Annotated in this window: 29 protein-coding genes; 14 read left to right on the forward strand and 15 right to left on the reverse strand. The window is 73.6% G+C overall.

The genetic code is table 11. From position 1 onward, the window contains the following. The 4 genes from BF93_RS17825 to BF93_RS17840 form a co-directional block, all read right to left on the reverse strand. The coding region (locus BF93_RS17825; protein ID WP_038374528.1) for a carbohydrate ABC transporter permease at positions 1-821 on the reverse strand (821 nt) is incomplete at its 3' end. Positions 822-870: 49 nt separating this feature from the next. After that, positions 871-1,818: a carbohydrate ABC transporter permease gene (locus tag BF93_RS17830; RefSeq protein WP_038374530.1), complete on the reverse strand. Its 948-nt coding sequence runs from the start codon at positions 1,816-1,818 to the stop codon at positions 871-873. Continuing rightward, complete coding sequence (locus BF93_RS17835) at positions 1,815-3,203, reverse strand: extracellular solute-binding protein (RefSeq protein WP_038374531.1); 1,389 nt, start codon at positions 3,201-3,203, stop codon at positions 1,815-1,817. The genes BF93_RS17830 and BF93_RS17835 overlap by 4 nt, the downstream gene beginning before the upstream one ends. Before the next feature lie 136 nt (positions 3,204-3,339). Continuing rightward, a complete protein-coding gene (locus BF93_RS17840) occupies positions 3,340-4,434 on the reverse strand; it encodes a LacI family DNA-binding transcriptional regulator (RefSeq protein WP_038374532.1) in 1,095 nt (364 codons plus the stop codon). A gap of 68 nt (positions 4,435-4,502) precedes the next feature. On the opposite strand from BF93_RS17840, the gene BF93_RS17845 reads away from it, so the two are divergent. Then, positions 4,503-5,141, forward strand: coding sequence for a DUF1345 domain-containing protein (locus BF93_RS17845; RefSeq protein WP_198025492.1), 639 nt, complete (start codon positions 4,503-4,505; stop codon positions 5,139-5,141). 26 nt (positions 5,142-5,167) lie between these two features. Here BF93_RS17845 and BF93_RS17850 read toward each other — a convergent pair whose 3' ends face one another. The 5 genes from BF93_RS17850 to BF93_RS17870 all read right to left on the reverse strand — a co-directional run bounded on the left by BF93_RS17850 (position 5,168) and on the right by BF93_RS17870 (position 10,242). Then, entirely contained in the window at positions 5,168-5,854 is a 687-nt protein-coding gene (locus BF93_RS17850; RefSeq protein ID WP_038374533.1) for an N-acetylmannosamine-6-phosphate 2-epimerase, read from the reverse strand. A gap of 52 nt (positions 5,855-5,906) precedes the next feature. After that, a complete protein-coding gene (locus tag BF93_RS17855; RefSeq protein ID WP_038374534.1) occupies positions 5,907-6,773 on the reverse strand; it encodes a PRD domain-containing protein in 867 nt (288 codons plus the stop codon). After that, positions 6,770-7,270, reverse strand: coding sequence for a PTS sugar transporter subunit IIA (locus BF93_RS17860; protein WP_051487174.1), 501 nt, complete (start codon positions 7,268-7,270; stop codon positions 6,770-6,772). Before BF93_RS17860 ends, BF93_RS17855 begins: the two co-directional genes overlap by 4 nt. Positions 7,271-7,290: 20 nt before the next feature. Next, positions 7,291-8,955: a PTS transporter subunit EIIC gene (locus BF93_RS17865; RefSeq protein WP_084148680.1), complete on the reverse strand. Its 1,665-nt coding sequence runs from the start codon at positions 8,953-8,955 to the stop codon at positions 7,291-7,293. A 117-nt stretch (positions 8,956-9,072) separates the two neighbouring features. After that, positions 9,073-10,242, reverse strand: a complete 1,170-nt coding sequence (locus tag BF93_RS17870) for a low temperature requirement protein A (RefSeq protein ID WP_198025493.1) — start codon at positions 10,240-10,242, stop codon at positions 9,073-9,075. A 239-nt stretch (positions 10,243-10,481) separates the two neighbouring features. Between BF93_RS17870 and BF93_RS17875 the strand changes: the two genes are divergently transcribed. Then, complete coding sequence (locus BF93_RS17875; RefSeq protein ID WP_038374537.1) at positions 10,482-12,005, forward strand: L-lactate MFS transporter; 1,524 nt, start codon at positions 10,482-10,484, stop codon at positions 12,003-12,005. 50 nt (positions 12,006-12,055) lie between these two features. After that, positions 12,056-12,493, forward strand: a complete 438-nt coding sequence (locus tag BF93_RS17880; RefSeq protein ID WP_051487175.1) for an NUDIX domain-containing protein — start codon at positions 12,056-12,058, stop codon at positions 12,491-12,493. Between the two features lie 192 nt (positions 12,494-12,685). Here BF93_RS17880 and BF93_RS17885 read toward each other — a convergent pair whose 3' ends face one another. The 3 genes from BF93_RS17885 to BF93_RS17895 form a co-directional block, all read right to left on the reverse strand. Beyond that, complete coding sequence (locus BF93_RS17885; protein WP_038374538.1) at positions 12,686-13,198, reverse strand: hypothetical protein; 513 nt, start codon at positions 13,196-13,198, stop codon at positions 12,686-12,688. A gap of 226 nt (positions 13,199-13,424) precedes the next feature. After that, the gene (locus BF93_RS17890; RefSeq protein WP_038374539.1) at positions 13,425-14,108 is read right to left on the reverse strand and encodes a hypothetical protein; all 684 of its coding nucleotides are present in this window, start codon (positions 14,106-14,108) and stop codon (positions 13,425-13,427) included. Between the two features lie 231 nt (positions 14,109-14,339). Further along, positions 14,340-15,509: a GTP-binding protein gene (locus BF93_RS17895; RefSeq protein ID WP_051487176.1), complete on the reverse strand. Its 1,170-nt coding sequence runs from the start codon at positions 15,507-15,509 to the stop codon at positions 14,340-14,342. A 58-nt stretch (positions 15,510-15,567) separates the two neighbouring features. Here BF93_RS17895 and rpmB point away from each other — a divergent pair, with 58 nt between their 5' ends. From rpmB to BF93_RS17930, 7 genes are all read left to right on the forward strand, one after another. Further along, the gene (rpmB, locus tag BF93_RS17900; RefSeq protein WP_038374540.1) at positions 15,568-15,804 is read left to right on the forward strand and encodes a 50S ribosomal protein L28; all 237 of its coding nucleotides are present in this window, start codon (positions 15,568-15,570) and stop codon (positions 15,802-15,804) included. Between the two features lie 22 nt (positions 15,805-15,826). Next, entirely contained in the window at positions 15,827-15,994 is a 168-nt protein-coding gene (rpmG, locus tag BF93_RS17905) for a 50S ribosomal protein L33 (RefSeq protein WP_038374542.1), read from the forward strand. Next, on the forward strand, positions 15,994-16,299 hold the full coding sequence (gene rpsN / locus BF93_RS17910; protein ID WP_038374543.1) for a 30S ribosomal protein S14: 306 nt from the start codon (positions 15,994-15,996) through the stop codon (positions 16,297-16,299). Before rpmG ends, rpsN begins: the two co-directional genes overlap by 1 nt. Positions 16,300-16,308: 9 nt before the next feature. Then, entirely contained in the window at positions 16,309-16,632 is a 324-nt protein-coding gene (locus BF93_RS17915; RefSeq protein WP_038374544.1) for a type B 50S ribosomal protein L31, read from the forward strand. Beyond that, positions 16,629-16,754 carry a type B 50S ribosomal protein L36 gene (gene ykgO / locus BF93_RS17920; RefSeq protein ID WP_038374545.1) on the forward strand — a complete coding sequence of 42 codons (126 nt, stop codon included), beginning with the start codon at positions 16,629-16,631 and terminating at the stop codon, positions 16,752-16,754. Before BF93_RS17915 ends, ykgO begins: the two co-directional genes overlap by 4 nt. A 312-nt stretch (positions 16,755-17,066) precedes the next feature. After that, a complete protein-coding gene (locus BF93_RS17925) occupies positions 17,067-18,056 on the forward strand; it encodes a Gfo/Idh/MocA family protein (RefSeq protein ID WP_038374546.1) in 990 nt (329 codons plus the stop codon). Beyond that, entirely contained in the window at positions 18,050-19,024 is a 975-nt protein-coding gene (locus tag BF93_RS17930) for a Gfo/Idh/MocA family protein (RefSeq protein WP_038374548.1), read from the forward strand. The genes BF93_RS17925 and BF93_RS17930 overlap by 7 nt, the downstream gene beginning before the upstream one ends. A gap of 49 nt (positions 19,025-19,073) precedes the next feature. On the opposite strand, the gene BF93_RS17935 is transcribed toward BF93_RS17930, so the two are convergent. Continuing rightward, the gene (locus BF93_RS17935; RefSeq protein ID WP_084148681.1) at positions 19,074-20,246 is read right to left on the reverse strand and encodes a LacI family DNA-binding transcriptional regulator; all 1,173 of its coding nucleotides are present in this window, start codon (positions 20,244-20,246) and stop codon (positions 19,074-19,076) included. Beyond that, a complete protein-coding gene (locus BF93_RS17940) occupies positions 20,243-21,133 on the reverse strand; it encodes a DeoR/GlpR family DNA-binding transcription regulator (RefSeq protein ID WP_198025495.1) in 891 nt (296 codons plus the stop codon). Before BF93_RS17940 ends, BF93_RS17935 begins: the two co-directional genes overlap by 4 nt. 193 nt (positions 21,134-21,326) lie before the next feature. Between BF93_RS17940 and BF93_RS17945 the strand changes: the two genes are divergently transcribed. From BF93_RS17945 to BF93_RS17960, 4 genes are read left to right on the forward strand one after another with little or no spacing between them, the layout of a single operon-like run. Beyond that, positions 21,327-22,235, forward strand: a complete 909-nt coding sequence (locus BF93_RS17945) for an SIS domain-containing protein (protein ID WP_198025497.1) — start codon at positions 21,327-21,329, stop codon at positions 22,233-22,235. Then, the gene (locus BF93_RS17950; RefSeq protein WP_051487177.1) at positions 22,232-23,278 is read left to right on the forward strand and encodes an ROK family protein; all 1,047 of its coding nucleotides are present in this window, start codon (positions 22,232-22,234) and stop codon (positions 23,276-23,278) included. The genes BF93_RS17945 and BF93_RS17950 overlap by 4 nt, the downstream gene beginning before the upstream one ends. Further along, positions 23,275-24,228: a 1-phosphofructokinase family hexose kinase gene (locus tag BF93_RS17955; protein ID WP_051487178.1), complete on the forward strand. Its 954-nt coding sequence runs from the start codon at positions 23,275-23,277 to the stop codon at positions 24,226-24,228. Before BF93_RS17950 ends, BF93_RS17955 begins: the two co-directional genes overlap by 4 nt. Next, the gene (locus BF93_RS17960) at positions 24,225-25,061 is read left to right on the forward strand and encodes a class II fructose-bisphosphate aldolase (protein ID WP_038374550.1); all 837 of its coding nucleotides are present in this window, start codon (positions 24,225-24,227) and stop codon (positions 25,059-25,061) included. The genes BF93_RS17955 and BF93_RS17960 overlap by 4 nt, the downstream gene beginning before the upstream one ends. Positions 25,062-25,125: 64 nt before the next feature. Here the strand turns inward: BF93_RS17960 and BF93_RS17965 are convergent, their stop codons facing one another. Beyond that, complete coding sequence (locus BF93_RS17965) at positions 25,126-26,298, reverse strand: Gfo/Idh/MocA family protein (protein WP_038374551.1); 1,173 nt, start codon at positions 26,296-26,298, stop codon at positions 25,126-25,128. Positions 26,299-26,610 lie beyond the last annotated feature (312 nt).

Below are 26,610 nucleotides of genomic sequence, written 5' to 3' on the forward strand. Positions count from 1 at the left end.
CACTTCGATGATCCCGCCGTGAGGCCCTCACGAAGGGGACGCTGCCCGAACAGGAACACGACCACGGCGGGGATCATCGACAGGATGACCCCGGCGAGCACCACGCTGATCGAGCCGGTGCCGAGGTTGCCCTGCAGCGTGACCAGGCCCAGCGGCAGGGTGTAGTTCTCCTCGGAGATCATGAAGATCAGCGGGCGGAAGAACTCGTTCCAGTGGAAGTTGAAGGCCAGCACCCCCACGATCGCCATGCCCGGCAGGGCCAGCGGCGCGTAGATCGCGAAGAAGGTGCGCCAGGGGCTCGCGCCGTCGATGGCGGCGGCCTCCCCCAGCTCCAGCGGCAGCCCTAGGAAGTACTGGCGCATGAGGAAGGTGCCGAAGGCGGTGGGGATCGCCGGCAGGATCAGGGCGAGCAGGGTGTCGCTGACGCCCAGGCCGCGGATGATCATGAACACCGGCACGATGGTGACCTGCACCGGCACCATCATCGTGGACAGCACCAGGGCGAACAGCAGCCCCTTGCCGCGGAAGGACATGCGGGCGAACACGTAGCCGGCCATGGCGGCGGTGAGCATCTGCCCCACGGCGATGACGCCGGTGACCAGCGCCGTGTTCAGCACCAGCAGGGGCATGTCCAGCTGCGCGAAGACGGCGGCGTAGCTGGAGAAGTCGGGGTCCAGGGGGACGAAGCTCGGCGGGAGGCTGAAGGATTCGGAGGCGGGCCGCAGCGAGGTGGTGAAGGTCCACCACACCGGCCCCAGGGTGAGGACGGCGGCGACGGCGAGGGCGGCGTACTTCGCGAGGGCGGGGAGGCGACGGTTCATCGGGAGCTCCTGGTCGGGGTCAGCGGCGTGCTCGGCGGTGAGGACGCGGTCACTGGTAGAAGACGAAGGACTTGGCCAGCCGGAACTGGGCGGCGGTGACGAGCATGATCAGCACCATGAGAACCAGGCCGATCGCGCTGGCCCGGCCGAACTCGAGCTCGCGGAACGCGCTCTCGTAGATGACCATCACCACGGTGCGGGTGGCATCGCCGGGGCCGCCGCGGGTGAGGACGTAGGGCTGGTCGAAGACCTGCAGGGCGGAGATGATCGCCATCACCGAGGCGACCAGGATGGTCGGGCTGACCAGCGGCAGCGTGATGTTGCGGAACTGCCTCCAGCCGGTGGCGCCGTCGATCGAGCTGGCCTCGTACACGTCCCGCGGGATCGCCGCGAGGCCGCCGATGAACAGCAGGAACGAGAAGCCGAAGTTCTGCCACACGTATACGGCGATCACCACGACCATCGCCCACTGCGGGGAGGTCAGCCACGGCACCGCCGGGATCGAGACCAGCGACAGCAGCCAGTTGATGACGCCGTAGGACTCGTTGAACAGGTAGCGCATGAGGATCGACACGCTCGCCGCGGAGAGCACCAGCGGGAAGAAGAACGTCGAGCGCAGGAACACCCGCAGCCAGGAGGGCATGCGCGACTGCACCAGCACCGCCAGCAGCATGGCGACCGCCAGCTGCGCCGAGACGGCCACGATCACGAACACGGTCGTGTTCAGGAAGGAGATGCGCACCGTCTCATCGGCCGCGATGTCCAGGAAGTTGCGCAGCCCCACGAACTCCGGCGCGGTGATGATGTCCCAGCGGAAGAACGCCAGGACCAGCGAGGCGAGGATCGGCAGGACCACGAACAGGCCGATGCCCAGCATGGTCGGGGCCAGGAACACCCAGCGCAGGACGATGGCGCTGCGGTGGCCCGGATCCGGGCGGGGCGAGCGGGCGGCGGGGCGAGCGGCCGGGCTCGGGGCGGGGCGGGTGGCGGTGGTCATGCGATCTCCTCCTCGAAGACGGCGCGCAGGTCCTCGTCGAGGTTCTCCAGGGCGCGGGCGACCCCGTCGGAGCCTCCGCTGAGCGCGGTCGAGACGTTGCGGATCAGGGCGGTCTCCACGGCGGCCTGCTGCGGCGGCGCGGGGATGGGACCGGAGGTCGGGAAGCGGTCGAGGGTCTCGTAGAAGCGGCTCCAGTGCTCGGGGCCCGTGCCGGTGTAGAAGTTGTCGTTCACCATCGAGCGCCGGGTGGGGGTGGTCGCCGGGGTGGGGAACGCCAGCTCCATGGCCGCCTTCGAGGAGGAGAACTTGATCCACTCCCAGGCCTGGTCCGCCTTCTTCGTGGTGCGCATGACCGCGTAGCCGGCGGCACCGAACTGGTGGCGCTGCGTGCGCCAGCGCGGGAAGAACTGCACGTCGAACTGGTCGGGGCGCATGCCGCCCTCGGCGAGGCCCTGGACCCAGTAGCCGCCGGCGGGGGTGGAGCCGATGCGCCCGGAGGCGAACAGCCCCACCAGCGCGTTGCCGCCGCCCTCCTCGGGGCGCACGGCCAGGCCCTCCTCGATGAGGGAGCGCACGTACTCGAAGGACTCGTGGACGCGGGGGTCCAGGGCGTTGGACTGCTGCCACAGGTAGCCGCCGGAGCGGGAGGTCTCCCCGGGATAGAACGTGGACCAGAGCTCCTCGCCGCCGGGGGCTCTCTCCTCGACGAGGAAGGAGGTGTCGTTGACGTACAGCCAGGGGACGATGCCGCCGAACAGGCGGTTGGTCCAGAAGTACGGGGTGGCGTCGCCCTGCATGCCGCGCAGCAGCTCGGTGAAGTCGTCGCGGCTCCAGTCCTCGCCGGGCATCTCGAGGCCGTTGCGCTCGATCACGTCGAGGTTGAGGTACATGTTGGCGGCGTTGAAGTCCAGCGGCAGCTGGTACAGGCTCCCCTTGTACAGGAACGCCTCGATGAGGCTGGGGTGGACGTCCTCGAAGTAGTCCCGCATCTGCTCGGCGTCGCGCAGGACGTACTCGTCCAGCGGCAGGGCGAGGCGCTCGGCGAACAGCTGCGCGCCCTCGGTCGCGGTGTAGACGATGTCCGGCTCGGTGCCGGCGGCGACCATCGTGAGGACCTTGGCGAAGAAGTCCGCCCAGTCGGCGGCCTGGATGGCCTGGATCCGCACGGGGATGTCGGGGTGCTCCTCCATGAAGCCGTCGGCGATCTGCTGCCGGCCGGCGGCGTCGGTGGAGTTGCCCATGATGAGGATGTTCAGGGCGTCCTCTCCGCGCCCGGGGATGTCCGCGCCGGTCAGCCGCGGCCAGGCGGCGACCGTGCCGGCGATGCCGGCGACGCCCGCACCTGCGAGGAGAGCGCGGCGGGTCACGTCTGTCGATGTGCTCATGGGGGTCCTCTGCGTCGAGTCCGGGCCATCGGGCGCTGCCGTCCTGCAGCCGATGGCTTATACACGTGTAAAAGCTGTGGGCATGAGTATGGATCGCAGCTTCTACACGTGTCAAGGCCCGGTCGCGGCCCGCAGGTCAGTCGTGGGGACGGCCCACGGTCTCGCGCTCGACGAGCGGGCAGGGGATGCGGACCGGGGCCGGTGCGGCGCCGGCCCCCGGGGCCTCGGGAGCGTCGATCAGCGCCAGCAGCCGCGCCATGGCCTGCTCCCCCATCTCCACATGCGGCAGGCCGATCGTCGTCAGCGGCGGTGTGAGGGTCTCGGCGAAATAGTCCTCGTCGTCGAAGCCGATCACGGAGAGATCGCGCGGGACCTGCAGCCCGGCGGCCGATGCGGCATGCAGGACTCCCGCCGCCACCCGGTCGCGGATGCAGAAGACCGCCGTCGGCGGCGCCTCCTCACGCAGGAGGAGGGTGAGCCAGCGGTATCCGTCGTCCATCTGCCAGCCGGCGTCGACCACCTCCGGCTCGAGCCCCCGCTCCTCCAGCTCGTCGCGGAACCCGGCCTCGCGCTCGAGGCAGGCCACGGAGCTGTCGCCGCCGCTCAGCATCACGATCCGCTCGTGCCCCACCTCGGCCAGGCGCCGCGCCGCCCTCCGCGCGCCCTCGTAGTCGTCCGGCACGAAGGACGGCGCCTCGACGAGCTGCGGATCCACGCTCGAGGATCCCGCGGCCGCCGACTCCGCGCCGTCCGGGCCGTCGGCCGTCTCGCAGTTGAGCAGGACCATGGGCAGGCCCGGACGCGCGGCGGGCGCGGGAACCACCCGGCGCCCCATCGTCGCGTAGAGCAGGCCGTCGACCTGGCGCTCCGCGAGCGTGCGCAGGGCTCCCTCGACCGAGGCGTCGCGCAGCGAGAGGTCGACGGTGATGACCATGTAGTCCGCCCGGGCTGCCGCCATCGATGCGGCGCGGACCATGCGGCCGGCCCAGGGCGAGGTCGCGATCTCGTCCGTGATCAGGCCGATGGTGCGGGTGCGCTGCTGCTTCAGGGAGAGGGCGATCGCCGAGCGGGCGTAGCCCAGCTCCTCGGCCGCCCGCAGCACCTTCTCGCGGGTGGCCGGCGCGACCGTGCCCTCCACGCGGTTGTTCAGCACCATCGAGACGGTGGCCCGGGAGACCCCCGCGCGCGCCGCGACATCAGCTGACGTGGGGCGACGCGCAGGAGGGGCCATGCGGCCCAGGATATGCGAGGGCCCGCGCCGCTCCCGAGCCGCCGGGGGCCCTGCACTACGCTCGGGGAGTGATCAGAGCGTTCCTGCACCGGCCGACGGGCCGGCTGGCCTGCGCCGTGGCCGGCGGCCTCGCCGCCGCGATCCTCACGGCGCAGCTCGCGAACGCGGCGCTGGGCGTCCTGGCGGGGATCAACGCGGCGGCGCTGCTGTTCCTGGCCACCGGGACCGCGGTGCTGTGGCCGATGGACGCCGCCACCACCCGGGCCGATGCCCGCCGCGAGGCCCTGCCGCCGCTGACCGAGGAGGTCGTGGTGGCCGGCGCGTCCCTCGCCGGGCTGGCCGGGATCGCTCTGCTGCTGGTGCTGGGAGGCGAGCACGCCGGCCCGCTCGCGGCGGCCCTCGCGCTCACGGGCGTGTTCCTCACCTGGGCGGCGCTGCACCTCATGTACACCGCGCGGTACGCCGCCCTGTACTTCTCGGGCCCCGCCCCCGGAGGGATCGACTTCAACTCGCCCGAGAAGCCCTGCTACCAGGACTTCTTCTACTTCAGCTTCGCCGTGGGCATGACCTACGGGGTGACCGACACCGCCGTCTCCCGCACGGACATCCGCTCCGTGGTCCTGCGCCACAGCCTGCTGTCCTACGTGTTCGGGGCGGCGGTCGTGGCCACGGCCATCAACCTCGTGGTCGGGGTGTTCGCGGGCTGACGGCCTTGGCGGCCGGGTCCCGCCGGTCAGGCGCCCGCCACGGCCTCCCGGAACCATCCCGTGATCGTGGTCGGGTGCGTGATCGCGGTGCCGACGACGACGGCGAACGCCCCGGCCTCCCGGGCGGCGGCCGCCTGCGCCGGGGTGTGCACGCGCCCTTCGGCGACGAGCACGGCGCTGTCCGGCAGCCGGCCCGCGAGCTCGCCCAGCAGCGCGAGGTCGGGGCCGTCGGTCCGTGCCCGCTCCCCCGTGTAGCCGGCCAGGGTGGTGCCGATGATGTCGGCCCCGGCCTCCGCGGCGGCGAGCGCCGCGGGCACGCTGTCGCAGTCGGCCATGATCGGCCCGGTGAAGCCGTCCTCCCGCAGCGCCGCGACGGTCTGGGCGAAGCTCAGGCCGTCGGGGCGAGGCCGCCGGGTGCCGTCGAGGGCGAGGATGTCCGCTCCGGCGGCGATGACCGCCCGGCAATGCTCGAGGGTGGGGGTGATGAAGACGCCCTCGGCGCCGTCCTTCCAGATCCCGATCACGGGCACGTCGACGGCGGCCGCCACGGCGCGGATGTCCTCGAGGCCCTGGGCGCGCACGGCGCTCGCCCCGCCGGACGCGACGGCCGCGGAGACCTGCGCCATGGTGCGGGGGTCGCGCATCGGCTCCCCCGGGTAGGCCTGGCAGGAGACGATGAGGGTGCCCTCGAGGGCGGTCAGGAGCGGATGCATGGGTGTCCTTCCGGAGATCGGCGCGACCGGGAGCCGGCTCGGGGTGCGGGGGTCAGAGCGTGAGCCCGGCATCGGCCACGAGCCGGTGGATGTGCAGGGCGATGTAGGTCGTCTCGTCCTCGCTGACGTCGTGGCCCCAGGTGTCCTGCAGCAGCGCGGCGACCTCCCGGGCCAGGGCCATGGTCGCCGGGACGGAGGTCTCCAGGGCTCCCTGCATGAGCGGCGGCACGTCGTGGACGCGCCGCCCCTCGGCCAGGCGCACGAACAGGTAGCGCAGGTGGGTGACGAAGCGGGCGGCGGCCTCGCCGTCGCGATCCAGGGGGCCGTCCAGCCGCCCGTCGAGCAGGTCGAAGATCTCGGTGAGCGACTGGGTCATCGTCACGGTGCGGTCCAGGACCGCGCCGGTGAACCCGGCCGAGACGAAGTGCAGGGCGAAGGCGGCGGCCTCGTCGGCGGGGAGCTGCACGCCGAGGCCGTCGCGGATCATCTCCAGCGCCCGGCGGCCGGCGGCGAGCTCGCGCGGGTAGAGCTGGCGGACCTCCCACACCAGCGGAAGGTCGATCACCGTGCCCCGGCGGGCGCGGTCGATCGCGTGGTGCAGGTGATCGGCCACCGGCAGCAGCAGGATCTCGGGGCGGGCCAGTCCCGTGAGGGCCTGCGCCTCCTCGACGATGCGCCGGGCGGCGAGGACCTCTTCCCGCGGGATCTCCGCGAGGGTCCCCGCGGCCGCGGTCGCCCGGGAGGCGTCCGCGGGGACGTACACGGCCTCGGCCCTGGCGGTGTCCACGAGCACTCCGCGCCGCATCCCGAAGCCGACGCCCGGCCCGGTGACGACGACGGAGCGCCCCTGCTCGTCCAGCGCGAGGACGACGTTGTTGTTGTGGACGCGCTGGACGACCAGGCGCTGCGGCGGGATCATCGCGGCCGGACCAGCAGCACGCCGCGGCCGCCCGGCGCCTCGAGCATCGGCCCCTCGACCTCGTATCCGTCGGCGTTGCTGACGACGACGGGGGTGATGGTCGAGGGGATCCGCTCCCGCAGCAGCCCGAGGTCCAGCTCGATCAGGACCTGGCCGGCCTCGACGCGGTCCCCGACGGCGCAGCGGGCGGTGAAGCCCTCGCCCTTCAGCGTCACGGAGTCCACGCCCACGTGCACGAGGACCTCGGCGCCGCCGGCGGCGCGGATCCCCACCGCGTGAAGGGTGTCGGGGATCATCACCACGGTGCCCGCGACGGGCGCGCGCACCTCGCCCTCCTCCAGGTCCACCGCGAAGCCGGGGCCCACCAGGCCGCCGGAGAACACGGGGTCGGGCACCTCCGCCAGCGGGAGGATCCTCCCGCGGGCAGGGCTGTCGATGCGCGCGGCATCGGCCGCGGGGGCGGCTGCGCCGGTCTTCTTCCTGCCGAATCCGAACATTCCCGTTCCCTTCCCGACGATCAGTCGTCGTGCCCGATCTTCTCGTTGATGATGCCCTTGTAGAGGACGGCCTTCCCGCCGTAGACGGCCTGGACGCCGCCGGCGACCTCGAACACGTCGACCGCGCCGAGCTGCTTCAGCCGGGCCTTGTCGACGCGTCCCGGATCGAGCACGGAGACCCGCAGGCGGGTGATGCAGGCGTCGACGTCCTCGAGGTTCTCCGCGCCGCCGAGCGCGGCGATGATCTGCGTGCTGGTCTCCTCGAGCTCCTCGCGGCGGCCCGCCCTCGCGGTGCGGCCCGCGCCCGCCGAGGCGGCGGCAGCGGCGCCCGCCGGCGCGTCGCCGGCCGACGGCCCGTCGGCCGGGACGGCCTCCTCCTCGACCGCCGCGGCGTCGCGGCCGGGTGTCTTGATGTTGAAGCGGGTGATGAGGACGCGGAAGGACACGTAGTACAGGAAGAACCAGAGGATCCCGACCGGGATGACGTACAGCCAGTGCGTCTGCGCGTTGCCCTGCAGGATCCCGAAGAGCGTGAAGTCGATGGCCCCGCCGGAGAAGGTGTTGCCGATCCGGATGTCCAGCAGGTCCGCGACGAGGAACGACAGCCCGTCGAAGAAGGCGTGCAGCACATACAGCAGCGGCGCCACGAACAGGAACATGAACTCGACGGGCTCGGTGATGCCGGTGATGAAGCTGGTCGCCGCGACGCCCACGAACAGGCCCGCGAACTTCTTCCGGCGCTCCGCCGGGATGCAGTGGTACATCGCCAGGCACGCGCCGGGCAGGCCGAACATCATCGTGTCGAACCGGCCCGCGAAGTACTTGGTGCCCTCGGTGTACAGGCCCTGGTGGCCGGGGTCGGCCAGCTGGGCGAAGAAGATGTTCTGCGCCCCGGCGACGCTCGCGCCGGCGACGGTCTCGGTCCCGCCCAGCGGCGTGTACCAGAACAGCGGGTAGATCATGTGGTGCAGGCCCACCGCCCCGGACAGGCGCAGCAGGAACCCGTACAGGAACGTGCCGACCGGGCCGAGGGTCGCGATGGACTCCCCCGCGCCGACCAGCGCATGCTGGATGGGCGGCCAGATGAGGAAGAAGGCCGCGCCGACGGGGATCGCCGCCAGCGACACGACGATCGGCACGAAGCGGGAGCCGCCGAAGAACCCCAGCACCTGCGGCAGCTGGATGTCGTGGTAACGGTTGTGCAGCGTCACCGCGATCGCGCCGATGACCAGCGCGCCGACGATGCCGGTGTCGATCGCCTCGCCCTCGGGGTCGAACAGCTTGAGCATGGAGGCGGTGGTCCCGACCATCACGAGGTAGCCGACGATGCCGGCGAGCGCCGCGGTGCCCTTGTCCCGCTTCGCCAGGCCGATGCACAGGCCGATGCTCAGCAGCAGGGCGAGGTTGGTGAACACGACCGTCCCGGCATCGGCCATGACGGTGAACAGGCCCTGGACCAGGGCGTTGTCGAGCACCGGGTAGGTGGCGACGGTCGTCGGGTTCGACAGCGCCCCGCCGACGCCGAGCAGCAGCCCGGCGGCGGGGAGGATCGCGATCGGCAGCATGAAGGCCTTGCCGACCTTCTGCAGGTTCTTGAACGGGGAGGAAAGGCGCGTCTTCCACGACGGGGCCGATGCAGGACGATCGGTGTCGGGGTGCGCGTCGCCGGTGACGGCGGAGGACATGGGGACTCCAGGCGGAGGTGCAGCGCCAGGTCTTGCCTCGAGGGAGTCACAATCCTGCGAACGGAGGGAACTGTATGCCCGCGCCGCCGCCGGCGTCAACGGCGGCCGCCGAGGACCTCAGCCCGCGTGCGCCGCCTCCACCCCCACCGGCCGCCGCCACACCAGCACCGCCACCACACCGACCATGATGATCGTGGTCAGCGCGAAGGGCACGGGCAGCAGCGGGTCGATGAGCACGAGCACGGCACCCAGCGGCACGCAGGTGTTCACCCAGGGATCGCCGTGCCGTCGGATGGCGAGCACCCAGATGCCCAGGACGAACACGGCGATCGGGACCGTGTAGGCGAAGGACGCCCCCAGGGCGGAGAGGTGGCTGTGGCCGAGGATGTAGTCGATCTCCGCCTCGATGCCGGCGGAGAGCGCGCCCGCGGCCGCGAAGACCACGATGTGGCCATAGCCGTAGGTGATCGAGCCGCGCAGGTCGGTGATCGCGGTGTGGTGCGGCGCCCAGAAGTAGATCCACCACAGAGCCGCGGTGACGATCAGCGCGAGCACCGAGATGGCGACCAGCTCGCCGATGTGCTCGCCCTCGCCGACCGCCTCGATGACGGCGTTCGCCGAGGCCAGCAGGCTCTCGCCGAGCAGGATCAGGGCGAACAGGCCGTAGCGCTCGGTGATGTGGTGCGGGTTCCACGGGGTGGTCGCGGAGCGTTCGGCGAGGACGGGCACGGCCAGCTCGCACAGCGCGAACACGATGAAGGCCGGGATCGCGAGCTGGGCCGGGACCAGCAGGAACAGCACCCACAGGCCCTGGACGACGACCACGCCCCCGGCGTAGGTGAGCGCGGTGCGCCGCAGCGGCGTGTGCCGTGAGGCCCGCAGCCACTGCGCGACCAGCGCGAGGCGCATGACGATGTAGGCGAGGATCGCCAGGCGGAAGTCGTGGTCCTGGAAGGCCGGCACGACCCCGGCGGCGAGCACGAGCACCCCGCCCATCTGCACGATGGTCAGCACCCGGTACAGCCAGTCGTCGGTGTCGAAGGACGTCGCGAACCAGGTGAAGTTCATCCACGCCCACCAGATCGCGAAGAACACCATGGCGTAGCTGAGGATCCCGGCGCCGACGTGGCCCTCGGACAGGGAGTGGTGCAGCTGCACGGCCGTGATCGACACGGCGATCACGAAGACGAGGTCGAAGAACAGCTCGAGCGTGGAGGCGGTGCGACCGCTCTCGTGCGGGTCACGGGGGAGCATCGGTCGAAGACGGAGCGAGGAGGCGCGGGACATGCGCCCACTGTAGCCCGAGAAAACACGCCTGTATCGGCGCTACACGCGGCCGATGATCCCTGCCGCGCAGCTGCCCCGCAGCGAGCACTCCACTGCCGGCCTGACGAGGCCCTCCGCTGCCGGCCTGACGAGGCCGCACCCGCGCGTCATCGCTCGGATGTTTGCTCCGCCGCGCCGCAGATCCTAGGGTCGCAATCCGGCGCGCATTCCTCTCCCGCGCCCCAGAGATCGGAGTCCCCATGTCCGTGCTCGACCGCAACGCCATCATCGCCCCGGTGAGGTTCCAGCGCTGGCTCATCCCGCCTGCGGCGCTGGCCATCCATCTGTGCATCGGCCAGGTGTACGCCTTCAGCGTCTTCAAGACGCCGTTCCAGTCCCGGTTCGAGGTGGGCGAGGTCGCCGTCGGCTGGATCTTCTCCCTCGCCATCGCCATGCTCGGCATCTCCTCCGCGGTCGCCGGCACCTGGGTCGAGCGGGTCGGGCCGCGGATGGCGATGGTCGCCTCGGGCGCGCTCTGGGTCGCGGGGTTCCTGGTCTCCGCCCTCGGCATCTCCACCGGCCAGCTGTGGCTGGTCTACCTCGGCTACGGGGTGATCGGCGGGATCGGCCTGGGCATCGGGTACATCGCCCCGGTGTCCACGCTCATGAAGTGGTTCCCCGACCGGCCCGGCCTCGCGACGGGCCTGGCGATCATGGGATTCGGCGGCGGAGCCCTCATCGCCAGCCCCGCCTCCAACCGCCTGATGGCCGCCTTCGGCGGAGGCCCCGACCCGCAGAACCTGGTCGCCGGCCTCACCCCGACCTTCCTCACCCTCGCCGCCTGCTACTTCGTCGCCATCGCCTGCGGCGCCTTCGTGGTCCGCCTGCCCCACCCGGACTGGCACCCCTCCGGGTGGAGCCCCGAGCAGGCCACCCAGCACGCCGCCCAGACCGCCGGGAACGTCTCGGCGAAGCAGGCGATCCGCACCCCGCAGTTCTGGCTGCTGTGGATCGTGCTGTTCACCAACGTGACCGCCGGCATCGGCATCCTCGAGAACGCCTCGCCGATGATCTCCGACGGCTTCGGGGTCGCCGCCGCGGCCGCCGCCGGCTTCGTGGGCCTGCTGTCGATCGCCAACATGGCCGGCCGCTTCATCTGGTCCACGACCTCGGACTACCTGGGCCGCAAGGTCAACTACGCCATGTACCTGTCCGTCGGCGCCGTGCTGTACCTGGTCCTGGCGACCGTCGGCTCGCACTCCCTGGCGCTGTTCGTGATCTCCGCGCTGATCATCATCAGCTTCTACGGCGGCGGCTTCGCGACCGTCCCCGCCTACCTCAAGGACCTCTTCGGCGTGTACCAGGTCGGGGCGATCCACGGCCGGCTGCTCACGGCATGGTCCGCCGCGGGCATCGCCGGGCCGCTGATCGTCAACAGCATCGTCGAGTCGCAGGCCGCCGCCGGCCACTCCGGCATGGACCTGTACCGCCTGGCCATGTGGGTGATGATGGCGATCCTCGTGGTCGGCTTCGTCGCGAACCTGCTGATCCGGGCGGTGCACCCCTCCCACATCGAGGACGAGGCCGTCGTCGCGCAGAAGGCCCAGGCCGATCGCGAGAGCGCCGCCGCCTCCCGCGCCGGCGTGGACGGCGCTCCCGAGCGGGAGACCAGCTCCCCCGCCGAGGTCGGCGCCGCCGTGGTCCTCGCCGTGGCCGTCGTCATCGCCCTCGGCTACGGCCTGTTCCAGACCGCCGTCCGCGCGGCCGGGCTGTTCCTCGGCTGACTCTGAGCCGGCGACGGCGGCCACCGCCCCGGACCGCCTACGATCTCGACATGACCCGCGAGACTGCCGCCGTCCCCGCGCCGCGCCGGGTGCGCGCGGTCGCGGTCGTGGTCGAGGACGATCAGGTGCTCGTGATCCGCCGGGTGAAGGACGCGCGGCGGTACGCGGTGCTCCCCGGCGGAGGCGTGGAGCACGGAGAGTCGGCGGAGACCGCCTGTCTTCGCGAGCTGAAGGAGGAGACCGGCCTGATCGGCACTCTCCTCGCTCCGCTGATCGTCGACGACGCATCACCCGATGTCCGGTACTTCCACGTCGAGGCGCACGGAGCCCCGACGCTCGGCGGCCCCGAGGTCGAGCGCTCCCACCGCGACAACGTCTACTCGCCCTCGTGGATCCGGCTCGACGACCTCCCGTCCGTGCATCTCGTGCCCGAGGACGCGCACCGCGCCGTGCGCGCGGCGGCCTGCAGGAGGGATCGGGAGCTCTGAGAGACTCGGGGCATGAGGGGCGCTTCGGCCCGAGGGTCGCGGTGCGGCGCGAGGAGCTCGCGCGCTGGCTGCGGCGCATGGATCTGCACCTGCGCGGATGACCGACGCGGCCTGCGCGGATGACCGACGCGGCCTGCGCGGACGGTTCGACCGTCCGCGCAGGACGCCGGGGCGGCCGATGCCGCCCGGGCCTCAGGCCGCCGGGATGCTCCGGGGCTCGTCCGTCTCCCAGGTGCTCACGTGGAACTCGCCGCCCTCGGTCGCCTCCACGGCGACCAGGAACACGAGGTTGCCCGAGGTGGTGCCGCCGTCCGTGATCGACGGCTGGAGATAGAGGTCGTCGTCTACGAGGGCGCTGTCGGAGGAGTACTCCTGGCCGTCCGCCCCCACGAAGGTGACGGTGATGTCGAACCAACCGGTGAACTCGCCCGAGCCGGCGTAGGTCATCGTCACGGGCACGATCACGTAGACGTGGCCCTCGGGGGGTGCGTCGTTCGCGCCGCTGGCCGCAGCCACCTCCTCGTTCGCATCCCAGTCGATCTCGCCGATGGACACCGTCGCCGTGCCGTTCTCGGTGGGGACCTCGACGGAGCCGCCGGGCTCGGGCTGCTGGCTCGTGGTCGCCTCACCGCCCGAGGAGCGGCTCCCGCTGTAGATGACCAGGCCGGCGACGCCGCCGATGATGCCCAGCATCAGGGCGAGCACGCAGCACCCGCCGACGATCCAGAGCCACGTGCGGTTCTTCGGGGCGGGGCCGATGGGCGGCCCGGCGGGGCGGGCCGGCGGGCGGGCCGGCGGGCGGGCCGGGGGGTGCGTATGCCATGGGGGGACCTCGCGCCGCGTCGCTGCGGCGCTTTCCTTCCGTCGTTCGGGCGGGGGCGGGATGCGGGGACGGCCCGGGCTCCGGCGAGAGCCGGGCGCGGTCGCCGGCTCAGAGGACCGGGGCCACCTGCGGCTGCTCGGTCTCGTGGGTGGAGACCTGGATCTCGCCGGCGCCGGTCGCTGCGGTGGGGACCTCGAACACCAGGGTGCCCTCGGCGGTCCCGCCGTCGGGGACCTCGCCCAGGAGCACGAAGTCCTTCTCGACGACCGGATCGGCCAGGGCGTATTCGAGGCCGTCCGCGCCGACGAAGACGATGCTGGTGGCGAAGAACGGGTCGACCGCTCCGCTGCCCGCGTAGCTCACGGTGACCGGGACGGTGATGAAGACGTGCCCCTCGGCGGCCGGCTCGTTGTGGGAGTTGGCCTCGGCGACCTCGGACGTCGCGTCCCAGTCCACCGCGCCGAAGGTCATCGTGAGGGTGCCCTGCTCGGTCGGGAGCTCGACGGCTCCGCCCACGGGCGGCGCGGCGGAGGTCTCCTCGGCGGTCGGGTCTGCGGCGCTCGACTCCTCGGCGGGCGGCTCCTCGGCGGTGCTCTCCTCCGGGGACGTCGGCTCGCTCCCGCCGGTCCCGGTCGTCATGGTGGGCTCGCCGCCGCCGGACTGGCTCGCACGGTAGAGGAGGATCCCGCCGATGCCCAGCACGAGGGCGGCGATCAGCAGCAGCACGCAGCACCCCGAGACGATCCAGATCCAGGTGCGGTTCGGGGCTGCGCCCGTGGGGGTCTGCGTCATGCGATCACCTGCGCCGCGCCGATGCGGCGCCGTCCTTTCCCTGCGTCCCAGCGGGATCGACGGTATCGCATCGCGCCCCGGCCGCGCAGGGATACCCGGACCGCTGCGCCGGAGGGCCCGCCCGGCCCGCCGGCGCGCCGCGACGCCCGGCCGGGCCCCGGAGGGACGCGGCGCGCGGCAGGGCCCGGAGGGACGCGGCGCCAGGCCGGGTGCGGGCGGCGCGGGGCGCGGTCACACGCGGGCGTCGCGCTCCCCGAGCCACGGGGACAGGCGGTCCTCGGCGCCCAGCCAGGGCGCCAGCCCGGCCGCCCATTCCTCCTGCGTGAGCAGGCAGCGGTCGAAGGCGTCGCGCACCCGCGGCAGGTCTTCGGGGTCGATGCCGGTGATGACCAGGCGCGTCGTCGGCAGCTCGCGGCCGGACTCGTGGACCGAGCCGATCGAGACCTGGCCTCCCGCGCCGTCCCACTGGCAGATGGTGCCGGGGCGGTCGGGCACCCAGAATCGGCCGCGGCCGCGCATGCGCCCGGCGCCGAGCAGCTCGATGTCCTCGAGGAACCGCTCGGGGTGGAAGGGCCGGTCGGAGGCGAGGTCGAGGGTCCACGTGCCGTGCTCGGTAGGGCCGCCGTAGGCCTGGACGTGCCGCACGTCGCGGCGTCGCAGCGCCCCGGTGTGGTCGAGAGCGCCGCCCAGCAGCAGGCGCGGCTCGAGCACGTGCATCGAGGTCAGCAGCAGCTGCTCGGGAGAGCGGAGATGCTCGACGAGCTCGAGGCCGGCGGCGCCGCCCTCCGCTCCCTCCCCGCCCTCGACGATCACGAGGTCGGAGTACTCGATCTGCGCGGCGAGCGCCTCGCCCACGCTGCGCTCGTCCTCCGCGGCCCACTGCAGGCCCCGCTCGGCGAGGGTCATGTCGCCCAGCAGGTCGTCGATCACGTGCTGGGCCTCGAGCACCGCGGCGGCGGCCGAGAGGTGCCATCGGCCCTGGAAGGGCACGAGGGTGCCGGCCACCACGGAGGGGTCGGCGCTGATGGGCGGGGCCAGCAGGATCGCGTCGATGCGCGGGTCCGCGGCGAGGCGCCCCAGCACCGCGACGGCGTCCTCGCGCATAGCGCAGGAGACGCAGGGGTGCTCGAGGTCCACCCGCTCGCCCTCGATCACGCCGCCGGCGTCCAGCACCAGGCGGTGCAGCGCCGCGGTCTCGTGGTCGACCTCGTAGCGCAGGGCCACCGCCCCGGGCCGGTCCAGCAGGGCACCGCCGGTCAGCGCGTCGCGCGGGATCGGGTCGATCGCCGTGACGATCGCGACCGGCGTGCTGCGGTGGCCGCGCCACCGTGCGTGGGGCGCCTGCTGGAACTGGTGGCCGTGCCGGTCTCCCGGCTGGCGCGAACGGTGGTCGGAGGCCATCGGTGTCCTCGCCCTTCCTCTTGACGATAATGGTTCTCAGTTGCTAGTATCGCTCTCCATGTCGTCACGCTGTCAAGTCACCGGAGCCGAGCCGAGCTTCGGGAAGAACGTCTCCCACTCCCACCGCCGCACCTCGCGCCGCTTCGACCCGAACATCCAGCGCAAGCGCTTCTACGTCCCGTCCCTGGGGCGCACCGTGCGCCTGGACGTCTCGGCCCGCGGCCTGAAGGTCATCGACAAGCGCGGCATCGAGTCCGTCGTGGCGCAGATCCGCGCCCGCGGCGAGAAGATCTGAGAAGGAACGAGGAACCCGCCCCATGGCCAAGAAGAGCGAGGTGCGCACCATCATCAAGATGCGCTCCACCGCCGGCACCGGCTACACCTACATGACCACCAAGAACCGGCGGAACTCGCCCGATCGCCTGGTCATGCGCAAGTTCGACCCGCGCCTGCGCGAGGTCGTCGAGTTCCGCGAGGAGCGCTGATGGCCAAGACCTCCAAGATCGCGGCCGATGCCCGCCGCCGCGAGATCGTGGCCCGCCACGACGAGCAGCGCCGCGCCCTCAAGCGCACCATCAAGGACCCGACCACCACCATGGCCGAGAAGGTCCTGGCCCAGCGGGCCCTGCAGCGCCTGCCCCGCGATGCCAGCCCGACGCGGCTGCGCAACCGCGACGCGGTCGACGGCCGCCCCCGCGGCTACCTGCGGACGTTCGGGCTCTCCCGCGTCCGCTTCCGGCAGGCCGCCCATCGCGGCGAGCTGCCCGGCATCACGAAATCCAGCTGGTGAGGAGAACACATGAAGCAGGGGATCCACCCCGAGTACCGGCCCGTCGTCTTCCGTGACGCGAGCGCCGGCTCCGCCTTCCTCACGCGGTCCACCCGGACCTCGGAGAAGACGGTGACCTGGGAGGACGGCCGGGAGTACCCGGTCATCGACGTCGAGGTCTCCTCCGCCTCGCACCCGTTCTACACGGGCACGGCGAAGGTCCTGGACACCGCGGGGCGCGTGGAGCGCTTCCGCCGCCGCTACGGCAGCCGCTCCGCGGCCGAGGGGTCCGGCGCCGCCGACGCCCCGGCCCCGGCCGCATCGGCCGGGACGAGCGCAGGAGGCCGGCGATGAAGGTCCGCGCCTCGCTGCGATCGCTCGTGAACAAGCCCGGCGCGCAGGTCGTGCGGCGCCGGGGCCGCCTCTACGTCATCAACAAGCAGAACCCGCGGTTCAAGGGACGCCAGAAGGGCTGAACCCCGGCCGCGCGCCCCCGGGACGCGCGGCCGATGCTCCCCCACAGCGGTCCACATGGGGTCGGACCGAGGCGGCGGCGGACGGAGGACTCACGCCCTGCGACCGCCGCCGCCGATCTACGTCCGGGCCCGGCGCCTGCGGACCCCATGATCGGCCGCGCCGCGCTCCCGCCGCCCCGGGGAGCGATTCCGCCCCCGCCCGTTGACACGCGCCGCGGCGGGGCTAGAGTTATGAAAAGCGGTTTCGAAAACCGGGCGCGACGGCGGCACGACCGCCGGGACGGCGCCCGCTCCCGAGGAAAGGGGTCGCCCATGACCACTCCCCCAGGCGGCCCCCTGGCCGTCGGCATCGTCGGCACCGGAGGCATCGCGGGCGCCCACGGCCCCGGCTGGGTCGAGGCCGGCGCGAGCCTGCACGCCCACAGCCTCGACGGCGCCGAGGCCTTCGCGGAGACCTTCGGCGCCACCGTCCACCCTGATCTCGACTCCCTGCTCGCCGCGGTCGATGTGGTCGACGTCTGCACCCCCACGCCGGTGCATGCCGAGATCGTGCACCGGGCGCTGGACGCGGGCTGCCACGTGATCTGCGAGAAGCCCCTGACCCGCAGCCTCGAGGACGCCCGCGCGGTCGTCGAGCACGCCGAGCGCGCCGGGAGGCTGCTCTTCCCCGCGCACGTGGTGCGGTACTTCCCCCAGTACGCGGCGGCGAAGGCGGGGATCGACGCCGGGCGCATCGGCACGCCCGCCGTGCTGCGCTACGAGCGCACCGGCCAGTTCCCGCGCATGCCCTGGTTCGCGGACCAGGAGGCCTCCGGCGGCATCGTCATGGACCAGATGATCCACGACATCGACCAGGCCATCTGGGTCGCCGGGCCCGTCGCCTCCGTCCACGCCCGCGAGCACGTCGCCGCCTCGCAGCCCGAGGTGCGCACCGCCCACGTGGTCCTCACGCACACCGGCGGGGCGATCTCCCACTGCCGCGGGTTCTGGGGACCGGCCGGGACCGCCTTCCGCTACGCCTTCTCCCTCGCGGGGGACGCCGGCCGCCTCGAGTACGACTCGGCCCAGGACTCCGCCGTGACCTGGGACGCCGTCGCCCGCGGCGGCGCCGAGACCGGCGGCTCGCTGCTGCCGGACATCTCCGGCATGCGCAGCCCCTACGCCGAGGAGATCCTCGACGCCGCCGCCGCGATCCGCACCGGCCGTGCCCCCCGCGTCAGCGCCCGGGACGGCCTGGTCGCCGTGGAGGTCTCCCTCGCCGCCCTCGAGTCCCTCGCCACCGGACGGAGCATCCCGTGCTGAAGATCGCCCTCCTCTCCTGCGCCCACACCCACGCCGCCGCCTATGCGGGGATCCTCGCCGCGCGCGGGGACGTCGACCTCGTCGTCGCGGACCCGGACGGCTTCGGCGACGTCCCGGCCGAGCGCGTCGTCGGCAGCTACCAGGAGGCCTGGGACGCCTTCGACGGCGGGCCCGACGCGGTGATCGTCACCTCCGCGAACGCCGACCACAAGGAGCTCGTGCTCGAGGCCGCCCGCCGCGGCGTCGCCGTGCTGTGCGAGAAGCCGCTGGCGACCACGGTGGCCGATGCGGAGGAGATGGTCGCCGCCTGCCGCGAGGCGGGCGTCGTGCTCATGACCGCCTTCCCGGTGCACTTCTCCCCCGCCGTCGAGACGCTGCGCAGCGCCGTCCGGGACGGCGCCCTCGGCGAGATCGTCGGCCTGACCGGCACCAACAACGGGAAGCTGCCCGAGGGTCGGGACTGGTTCACCGACGTGTCCCTCTCCGGCGGCGGCTGCCTGGTCGACCACACGGTGCACGTGGCCCAGATCCTCGACGCCGCCTTCGGCGAGCCGACGGACGTGCGCGCGGTCGCGAACCGGATCCTCTCGGCCTCCCGCGCCGGCGAGGGCGCCGAGACCGGCGGCTTCGTCACCCTCACCTACCCCTCGGGTGTGGTCGCCACCATCGACTGCTCGTGGTCGATGCCCGACGACGGCCCCACCTGGGGCGGGCTGACCCTGCAGGCGCTGGGCACCGGCGGCCAGCTGACCGTGGATGCCTTCGCCGACCACGTCGGGGGACCCGGCCAGTGGCTGCCCTACGGCGCGGACCTCGACGCCCTGCTGCTGGAGGCCTTCCTCGACGCGGTGCGCACCGGCCGGACCCAGGAGCCCTCGGGCGAGGCGGGTCTGCGCACCGTGCGGATCGTCGCCGCCGCCCAGCGCTCCGTGGCCACCGGGGAGGCCGTCGCCCTCGCCGACGTCTGAGCGGCCGCGCCCGCCCCGCGGCCGGAGAGGGCGGGCGCGGGCGCGGCCCTCAGCCGGGCAGGGTGGTCTCGCCGGGGAAGAACTCCCAGGCGAACTCGTGCAGGGCCCCGGGCTCGTCCCGGCGCACCTGCGCGCGGTGCACGATGATCTCCGCCATGCGGGAGAAGACGTCGCGCACCCCGTAGTAGCTCACCGGCTCCAGGAACTGCGACTCCTCGGGCACGTCGCCGATGGAGATGATCTCGAGGTCCTCCGGCACGCGCAGCCCGACCTGCCAGGCGGCGGCCTGCAGCGCCAGCGCCAGGTAGCCGGTCGAGCAGATGACGGCCTCGGGCCGCTGCGGCCCCTGCAGCCAGTCGATGCACTCGCGCAGCGCCTCCCGCCGGGAGCCGTCCCCGGGCACGCGCAGCAGATGCTCCACCGGGTCGCCGGCGGCGGCCGCCGCGTCGCGGTACGCCCACAGCCGCGAGGGCCCGTAGGGGCGCCGGCTGAGCGCGGGCCCCGGCAGGGACAGGAAGGCGACGCGCTCGTGGCGCCCGCGCAGGCGCCGGTACGCATCGGCCACCGCGGGCAGGGCGGTGGAGCGGACCACGTCGAAGCCCTCCGGCGCGACCCGCTCGCTGAAGGCGACGATCCCGCCGCCGCCGCGGGCGAGCTGGCGCACCTGGTCGGCGGCATCGGGCGTGTGGTCCACGCTGGTGATGAACGAGCAGTCGTGGCTCGCCCCGGAGAGGAACTCGTACCAGCGCTCGTCGGCCAGGATCAGGGTCGACTGCCCGCCGGGGAGCGCCCGGGCGCAGACCTCCTGCGCGAGCGAGATGCCCCAGGGGTCCTCGACGCTGCCCAGCGCGAGGACGATCGAGTCGCTGCGCCCGGTGCGCATGGCCCGCGCGTTGCGGTTGGGGACGTAGCCCAGCTCCTCCGCGGCGGCCCGCACCCGCGACTGGGTCTCGGGGGATCCGGAGGGCTTGCCCCCGGAGCGGCCCGAGAGCACGAAGCTGGCGGTCGCCACGGAGACGCCGGCGCGCCGCGCCACATCGGCGAGGGTCGCCGGACCGGCCGGCGACGGGGCCGATGCTCCCGCGGCGTCGGTCCCCGCGCCGTCGGGTTCTGCGGCCTCGGACTTCGCGGCGCCGGGCTCCGGGGAGTCGGGCTCCGTGCCGTCCGGCCCCGCAGCGACGGCAGGGGCCGGTGCGCCCTCGCCGGCTCCGGACGGGCTCATCGCTCGCCCCCGGGCTCGTCGGCGGCATCGGCGGCGCCGTCCGCCTCGCCCTCGTCGGCGGCATCGGCCAGATGCACCTCGACCCCGGCCGCGCGCAGGGCGGCGAGCTCCTCGGGGTCGATGCCCGCGTCGGTGACCAGCGCGTCGACCCGGCCGATGGGGCAGATGAGCGCGAAGGCGTGCGCGAGGACCTTGCTCGAGTCGGCGATGACGACCACGCGGTGGGCGCGCTCGACGAGCCGCGCGTTGATGGAGGCCTCGGCCTCGTTGTGGGTGCGGGCGCCGTCGGCCGCGCTGATCGCGTTGACCCCGAGGAACAGGGTGTCGATGCGGATCTGGGCGAGCAGCTGCTCGGCCCAGCTGCCGACCAGCTCGAAGGACTGCTCGCGCACGACCCCGCCGGTGACCACCATCTGCAGATGGCTGCGCACGGCGAGCTCCTGCGCGATGTTCACGGCGTTGGTGACCAGCACCGTCTGCTGCTCGGACTCGACGAACTCGGCACGGGCGGAGAGCTCGTGGGCGAGGGTCGTGGTGGTGGTGCCGCCGTTCAGACCCACCACGCTGCCGGGACGGGCCAGGCCCGCGGCGGTGCGGGCGATCGCCTCCTTGGCGCGGGCATGGCGGGAGGCGCGATAGCGCAGGGGCAGCGCGGCGGCGGAGGAGTGGGCGGAGGCCCCGCCGCGGGTGCGGATCACCAGCTGCTGGCCGGCGAGGTGGTCGAGGTCGCGCCGCACGGTGGCCGGGGAGACGCCGAGCTCCTCGGTGAGCTCCTCCACCGCGATGTGCCCGCGCTCCATGATCAGGTTCAGCTCGTCGTCCAGCCGCTCGCGCCGGCTGCGGTGCATGCCGCGCGCGGCGCGGTCGGGAGAAGCGTGCTGGTCCATGGCTCCTCGAGGTCTCGGGCGGGCAGGCGCGTCGTCGCGGCGGGATGGCGTTCTCCTGAAGCCTACTCATCGACTCCCGACGCCTCCGGAAGGTCTCGCATCGCGGCGCAGATTGATTGTAACTGCGCACAAGATGGCGTTACGATCATGAGCAATCACCACGCCGCTGTGGACCGACCGTCGAGGAGCCTTCATGACCGCACCCGCCCCTACCGCCATCACCGCGACCGAGCAGGAGCTGCGCACCCAGCCCGCATGCTGGCGGGCGGCCCTGGACCTGCTCCCCCGGGTCTCCGGGCAGCTGCCCGGGCCCGGCGAGCGCGTGCTCGCCGTCGGCTGCGGCACCTCGTGGTTCATCGCCGCGGCGTACGCCGACCTCCGCGAGGCCGCCGGCCACGGCTGGACCGACGCCGCCACCGCCACCGAGGTCTCCTCCGTGCGCGACTACGACCGCATCGTGGCGATCTCCCGCTCCGGCACGACCAGCGAGATCATCGACCTCCTCGCCGCCCACCGGGACACCCCCTCGGTGCTGATCACCGCCGTCGGCGAGGGGCCTGCCGCCGCCCATGCCGGCGCGGAGATCGTCCTGGACTTCGCCGACGAGACCTCGATCGTCCAGACGCGCTTCGCCACCACCGCCCTGGCCCTGCTGCGCGGCTCCCTCGGCGAGGACCTCGCCCCCGCGATCGCCGACGCCGAGGCGGCGCTGGCCCAGGAGCCCGCACCGCACTGGATCGAGGCCGAGCAGCTGACGTTCCTGGGCACCGGGTGGAGCAAGCACCTCGCCGACGAGGCCGCGCTGAAGCTGCGGGAGTCCTCGCAGTCCTGGACCGAGTCCTACTACGCGATGGAGTACCGCCACGGCCCGATCGCCATCGCCCAGCCCGGCCGGCTGACGGTGAGCTTCGGGACCGCGCCGGCCGGGCTGCAGGAGCAGACCGAGGCCACCGGCGCGACCTTCCTGGCCCCCGGCATCGACCCCCTCGCCCAGCTCGCCGCGGTGCACCTGGCCGCCGTGCGCCGCGCCGAGGCGCGGGGCCTGGACCCCGACCGGCCCCGCTCCCTGACCCGCGCCGTGCACCTCGAGCCGGCGCCATGACCCCCGCGGCCCCCGCCGAGGGCACCGTCCTCGGCGTCGACGTCGGCGGCACCCGCATCAAGATCGGGGTCGTCGGCCCCACCGGAGAGCTCGGCCCGCACCTCTCGCTGCCGACCCCGGCCACCCCGGACGAGGTCGTCGCCCGGATCGCGCAGCACGCCGGGATCCTCGGCGCCCGGGCCGGCCTCGCGCCGACGACGCCGGTGGGCGTCGCCGTCCCCGGGGTGATCGACGAGGCCGCCGGAACGGTCGAGCTCGCCATCAACCTGGGCTGGGAGCAGGTGCCGGTCCGGGAGCTGCTGCGCGCAGCCCTGCCCGGCCCCGTCCGCGTCGGCCATGACGTGCGGGCGGGCGCCCTCGCCGAGGCGAGCTGGGGCGCGGGACGCCCGCTCGCCGCGTCCCCCGGCGGCGCCCCGGCGGACCTCGTCTTCGTCCCCCTGGGCACCGGCGTCGCGGCGGCGGTCGTCCACGAGGGCCACCTCCTGGGCGACCGCTACGCCGGGGAGATCGGCCAGCTGCGGGTGCTCGAACCGGTCACCGGGCGCCACATGCGCCTCGAGGAGGTTGCCTCGGCCTCCGCCATCGGCCGCCGCTACGCGGAGGCCGCCGGGATCGCGGCCGGGGCCGGCCCCGACGCCCGGGAGGTCGTCGCCCGGGCCCGCGCCGGGGAGCGCACCGCCGAGGAGGTGCTGGCCGGGGCGTTGGACACCCTCGCCCAGGCGCTGGCGACCATCGTCTCGGGCATCGGCCCGCTGCCGATCGTCATCGGCGGCGGCCTCGCCGAGGGCGGGGAGACCGTCCTGGCCCCGCTGCGCGGCGCCATCGCGCCGCGGCTCGGCGCCATCCCCGCCCCGCCCGTGGTGCCGGCGCGGCTGGGGATGTGGGCCGGCTGCCTCGGCGCCGGGCTGCTGGCCCAGCACGGGGACGGACCCGACCCCGTCGTCGCCGCGGCGGCGGCCTCGTCCTCGTCGGCTCCGGCATCGGCATCGGACCGGGGCTCGACCTGGCCGGTCGGGACCGGGGCGGGAGCGGCGGGCGCATGATCCTCTGCCTGACCCCGAACCCCGCCCTCGACATCACGCACACCGTCGGCGCGCTCCGCCCCGGCGCCGAGCACCGCGCCCTCGCCGCCCGCCTGGCGCCCGGCGGGAAGGGCCTGAACACCGCCCGGGTGCTCGACCAGCTCGACGAGGAGGTCACCGTGCTCGGCCCCCTCGGCGGGGGCAGCGGCCAGGACCTCGCCGCCCGCCTGGGCGCCGAGCATCCGCGGATCCGCCAGGCGTTCACCGCCATCGGCGGCGAGACCCGCCGCACCGTGACGATCCTCGACGCCTCCGGGGCGACGGGCGTGAACGAGCCCGGCCCCCGCGTCACCGCCGCGGAGACGGCGCGGCTGCGCGCGGCCGTGCGCGCCCTGCTCCCCCGCGCCCGCGCCCTCACCATCGGCGGATCGCTGCCGCCGGGCATGACCGGGGCCGATGTCGGGGACCTCGTGGCCGACGCCCGCGCCGCGCAGGTGCCCGTGCTGGTGGACGTCTCCGGCCCGGCGCTGCTGGCGGCCGCGGACGCGGGAGCGGACCTCCTCTCCCCCAACCGCGCGGAGGCCCTCGAGGCCACGGGCGAGGCATCCGTCCCGGACGCCTGCCATCACCTGGTCGCGCGCGGAGCCCGGGCGGTGGTCTGCTCCCAGGGCCCCGAGGGCATGGTCGCGGTGCGGGCCGAGGGCGCCGTGCTCACGGCCCGCCCGCCGCGGCGGCTGCCGGGCAACCCCACCGGCGCCGGCGACGCGGCGGTCGCGGCCCTGGCCCGCCATCTGGCCGGCGGCGGACCCCTCACCGCCGAGGCCCTCGCCGATGCGGTCGCCACCAGCGCCGCCACCCTCCCCTGCCCCGTCGCCGGCGCCATCGACCTCGACCTGCGCCGGCGGATCCTCGCCGAGGCCCGCCCCGGCACCGTCCGTCCCGCGACCCCCGCACCCCTGGAGACCCGATGACCCTCTCGCCGCTGGCCCCGCTCGCCCAGGCCGCCCGCCGCGCCGGCCGCGGCCTGGCCGCCTTCAACGTGATCCACCTCGAGAACGCCGAGTCCTTCGCCGCCGCGGCCGAGGAGACCGGCATCCCGGTGGTGATGCAGATCAGCCAGAACGCGGCCCGCTACCACGGCTCCCTCGCGCCGATCGCCCTGGGCACCCTCGAGATCGCGCGGACCTGCGCGGTCGACGTCGCCGTGCACCTCGATCACGCCGATGACCGCGACCTCGTCGACGAGGCGCTGCGCCTGGGGTTCACCTCCGTGATGTACGACGGGTCCCGCCTGCCCGATGCCGAGAACCGCGCCCGCACCGCGGCGGTGGTCCGCGCCGCGCACGCCTGCGGCGCGAGCGTCGAGGCGGAGCTCGGGGAGGTCGGCGGGAAGGATGGTGTCCACGCCCCGCACGTGCGCACCGACCCCGCCGAGGCGGCCCGCTTCGTCGCGGACACCGGCGTGGACCTGCTCGCCGTCGCCGTCGGCTCCTCCCATGCGATGACCACGCGCGATGCCGAGCTGGACACGGACCTCATCGCCCGGATCGCGGCCGCGGTGCCGGTGCCGCTGGTGCTGCACGGCTCCTCCGGGGTGAGCGACGCCGGCATCCAGGCGGCGATCCGCGCGGGGATGACGAAGATCAACGTCTCCACCCACCTGAACCAGGTGCTCACCCGCTCGGTGCGGGAGATCCTCGTGGCCGACGGGGCACCGGTGGACACCCGCCGCTGGTTCGGTCCCGGGCGCGAGGCCGGCCGCGTCGAGGCGCAGCGCCTCCAGCGCGTCTTCGCCGCCGCCTGACCGGCCCCGGGCGGGGGCGGGAGGCTCAAGCTCCCGTCCCCCTCCTCAGGGGCCGGGGGGCGGCTCAGGCCTGGCCGGAGTCGAAGTACGCGCGCACCTCGGCGGGGACCTCGGGGATGTCGACGGGGATCCCGCCGCTGCGGATCGACTCGGCGCCCGCGCAGCCGGTGGCGACCGCCTCGCGCGCGGCGATCACGGAGACGTCGGTCGCCCCGCCCTCGCGCACGAAGCGCAGGAACTCCGCGACGAGGTTCGGGTCCGCGCCGCCGTGCCCGCCATCGCCGCGGGAGATGACCTCCACCGCGTCGGGGTGGCCGGGGCCGGAGCGGCGGGAGGTCCAGATGTGGATCTGGTCGCCGCCGCCATCGCCCATGTTCTCGATCCGGCCCGCGTCGCCGATCACGGTGTAGTTGCGCCAGTAGTCGGGGGTGAAGTGGCACTGCTCGTAGGAGGCGAGCACCCCGTTGTCCAGCGTCATGGACAGCATGGAGATGTCCTCGACATCGATGACGGGGTTCAGCTCCTTCTGGGCGGTGGGCGGGAAGACGTCCTCGTCGTACCAGTCGCCCATGCGGCGGTCGGAGTTGTCGCGGCGGTCGGTCACGTCGCCGTAGACGGCGAGGTCCCCGATGCCGGACACGCGGCGGGTGTAGCCGCCGGCGAGCCAGTGGATGACGTCGATGTCGTGGGCGCCCTTCTGCAGCAGCAGGCTGGTCGCCTTGGACCGGTCCGCGTGCCAGTCCTTGAAGTAGAAGTCGCCGCCGGCGCCCACGAAGTGGCGGCACCAGATCGCCCGGACCCGCCCGATGCGCCCGGAGTCCACGATCTCCTTCATCTGCCGGATCACGGGCATGTGGCGCATGTTGTGGCCCACGAACAGCCGCGCCCGCTTCTCCATGGCCAGGGCGAGCATCGCGTCGGTGTCCTCGATGCGGATCGCCATCGGCTTCTCGGAGAAGGTCGCGATCCCGGCGCCGAGGGTCACCAGCGCGACCTCGGCGTGCGCGAAGTCCGGGGTGAGGATCATGACGGCGTCGACCTCGTGCTCCGCGACGAGCTCCTGCACGGAGGACACCAGCGCCACGTCCTCGCCGAGGATCCGGCGGGCATCGGCCCGCCCCCGCTCGGTGGGCTCGGCGACGACGGTGACGCGCGAGCCCTCCCCGGGCCGATGCGCGTGCCGGGCCACGGGGCCGCGGGCGCCGAAGCCGATCACGCCGATCCTGAGGTCTGTCATGGGGAACCACCGATCTGGAAGGAGTCGAGAAGCAGTTGGAGGAGACGAACCTGCCGGTCAGGCCACTGTGCCGGGTCCGGCCGGGGAACGTCGAGGGGTCCATCGGCGTGTGAGCCGTTGCACGGACACTGTGAAAGCATTTACTCTCGGCTTCACCCTGTCAAGGCGGACGGGCCCGGATCGAGAGGAAGACACCCGTGACGATGTCCACCGAGCGCGATCCCGCGCCTCCCGGCCCGGCCGGCCCGGCCCCCGACGGCCCCGCGCCGGCCGCCGGCCGCGCCGCGGCACGCCAGGCCGCCGCGGCTCCCG

Origin of the sequence: Brachybacterium phenoliresistens (assembly GCF_000576425.1) — a bacterium.
GTDB lineage: Bacteria > Actinomycetota > Actinomycetes > Actinomycetales > Dermabacteraceae > Brachybacterium > Brachybacterium phenoliresistens.

Bases quoted from the DNA above. Each gene is read 5' to 3' on its own strand.
- BF93_RS17915 (WP_038374544.1), top strand. From the start codon at position 16,309: ATGAAGCAGGGGATCCACCCCGAGTACCGGCCCGTCGTCTTCCGTGAC.
- BF93_RS17830 (WP_038374530.1), bottom strand. From the start codon at position 1,818: ATGACCACCGCCACCCGCCCCGCCCCGAGCCCGGCCGCTCGCCCCGCC.
- BF93_RS17940 (WP_198025495.1), bottom strand. From the start codon at position 21,133: ATGGACCAGCACGCTTCTCCCGACCGCGCCGCGCGCGGCATGCACCGC.
- BF93_RS17935 (WP_084148681.1), bottom strand. From the start codon at position 20,246: ATGAGCCCGTCCGGAGCCGGCGAGGGCGCACCGGCCCCTGCCGTCGCT.
- BF93_RS17835 (WP_038374531.1), bottom strand. From the start codon at position 3,203: ATGAGCACATCGACAGACGTGACCCGCCGCGCTCTCCTCGCAGGTGCG.
- BF93_RS17850 (WP_038374533.1), bottom strand. From the start codon at position 5,854: ATGCATCCGCTCCTGACCGCCCTCGAGGGCACCCTCATCGTCTCCTGC.
- BF93_RS17925 (WP_038374546.1), top strand. From the start codon at position 17,067: ATGACCACTCCCCCAGGCGGCCCCCTGGCCGTCGGCATCGTCGGCACC.
- BF93_RS17895 (WP_051487176.1), bottom strand. From the start codon at position 15,509: ATGGCCTCCGACCACCGTTCGCGCCAGCCGGGAGACCGGCACGGCCAC.
- rpmB (WP_038374540.1), top strand. From the start codon at position 15,568: ATGTCGTCACGCTGTCAAGTCACCGGAGCCGAGCCGAGCTTCGGGAAG.
- rpsN (WP_038374543.1), top strand. From the start codon at position 15,994: ATGGCCAAGACCTCCAAGATCGCGGCCGATGCCCGCCGCCGCGAGATC.
- BF93_RS17860 (WP_051487174.1), bottom strand. From the start codon at position 7,270: ATGTTCGGATTCGGCAGGAAGAAGACCGGCGCAGCCGCCCCCGCGGCC.
- BF93_RS17880 (WP_051487175.1), top strand. From the start codon at position 12,056: ATGACCCGCGAGACTGCCGCCGTCCCCGCGCCGCGCCGGGTGCGCGCG.
- BF93_RS17875 (WP_038374537.1), top strand. From the start codon at position 10,482: ATGTCCGTGCTCGACCGCAACGCCATCATCGCCCCGGTGAGGTTCCAG.
- BF93_RS17870 (WP_198025493.1), bottom strand. From the start codon at position 10,242: ATGTCCCGCGCCTCCTCGCTCCGTCTTCGACCGATGCTCCCCCGTGAC.
- BF93_RS17865 (WP_084148680.1), bottom strand. From the start codon at position 8,955: ATGTCCTCCGCCGTCACCGGCGACGCGCACCCCGACACCGATCGTCCT.
- BF93_RS17855 (WP_038374534.1), bottom strand. From the start codon at position 6,773: ATGATCCCGCCGCAGCGCCTGGTCGTCCAGCGCGTCCACAACAACAAC.
- BF93_RS17840 (WP_038374532.1), bottom strand. From the start codon at position 4,434: ATGGCCCCTCCTGCGCGTCGCCCCACGTCAGCTGATGTCGCGGCGCGC.
- BF93_RS17890 (WP_038374539.1), bottom strand. From the start codon at position 14,108: ATGACGCAGACCCCCACGGGCGCAGCCCCGAACCGCACCTGGATCTGG.
- BF93_RS17965 (WP_038374551.1), bottom strand. From the start codon at position 26,298: ATGACAGACCTCAGGATCGGCGTGATCGGCTTCGGCGCCCGCGGCCCC.
- rpmG (WP_038374542.1), top strand. From the start codon at position 15,827: ATGGCCAAGAAGAGCGAGGTGCGCACCATCATCAAGATGCGCTCCACC.
- BF93_RS17945 (WP_198025497.1), top strand. From the start codon at position 21,327: ATGACCGCACCCGCCCCTACCGCCATCACCGCGACCGAGCAGGAGCTG.
- ykgO (WP_038374545.1), top strand. From the start codon at position 16,629: ATGAAGGTCCGCGCCTCGCTGCGATCGCTCGTGAACAAGCCCGGCGCG.
- BF93_RS17955 (WP_051487178.1), top strand. From the start codon at position 23,275: ATGATCCTCTGCCTGACCCCGAACCCCGCCCTCGACATCACGCACACC.
- BF93_RS17950 (WP_051487177.1), top strand. From the start codon at position 22,232: ATGACCCCCGCGGCCCCCGCCGAGGGCACCGTCCTCGGCGTCGACGTC.
- BF93_RS17960 (WP_038374550.1), top strand. From the start codon at position 24,225: ATGACCCTCTCGCCGCTGGCCCCGCTCGCCCAGGCCGCCCGCCGCGCC.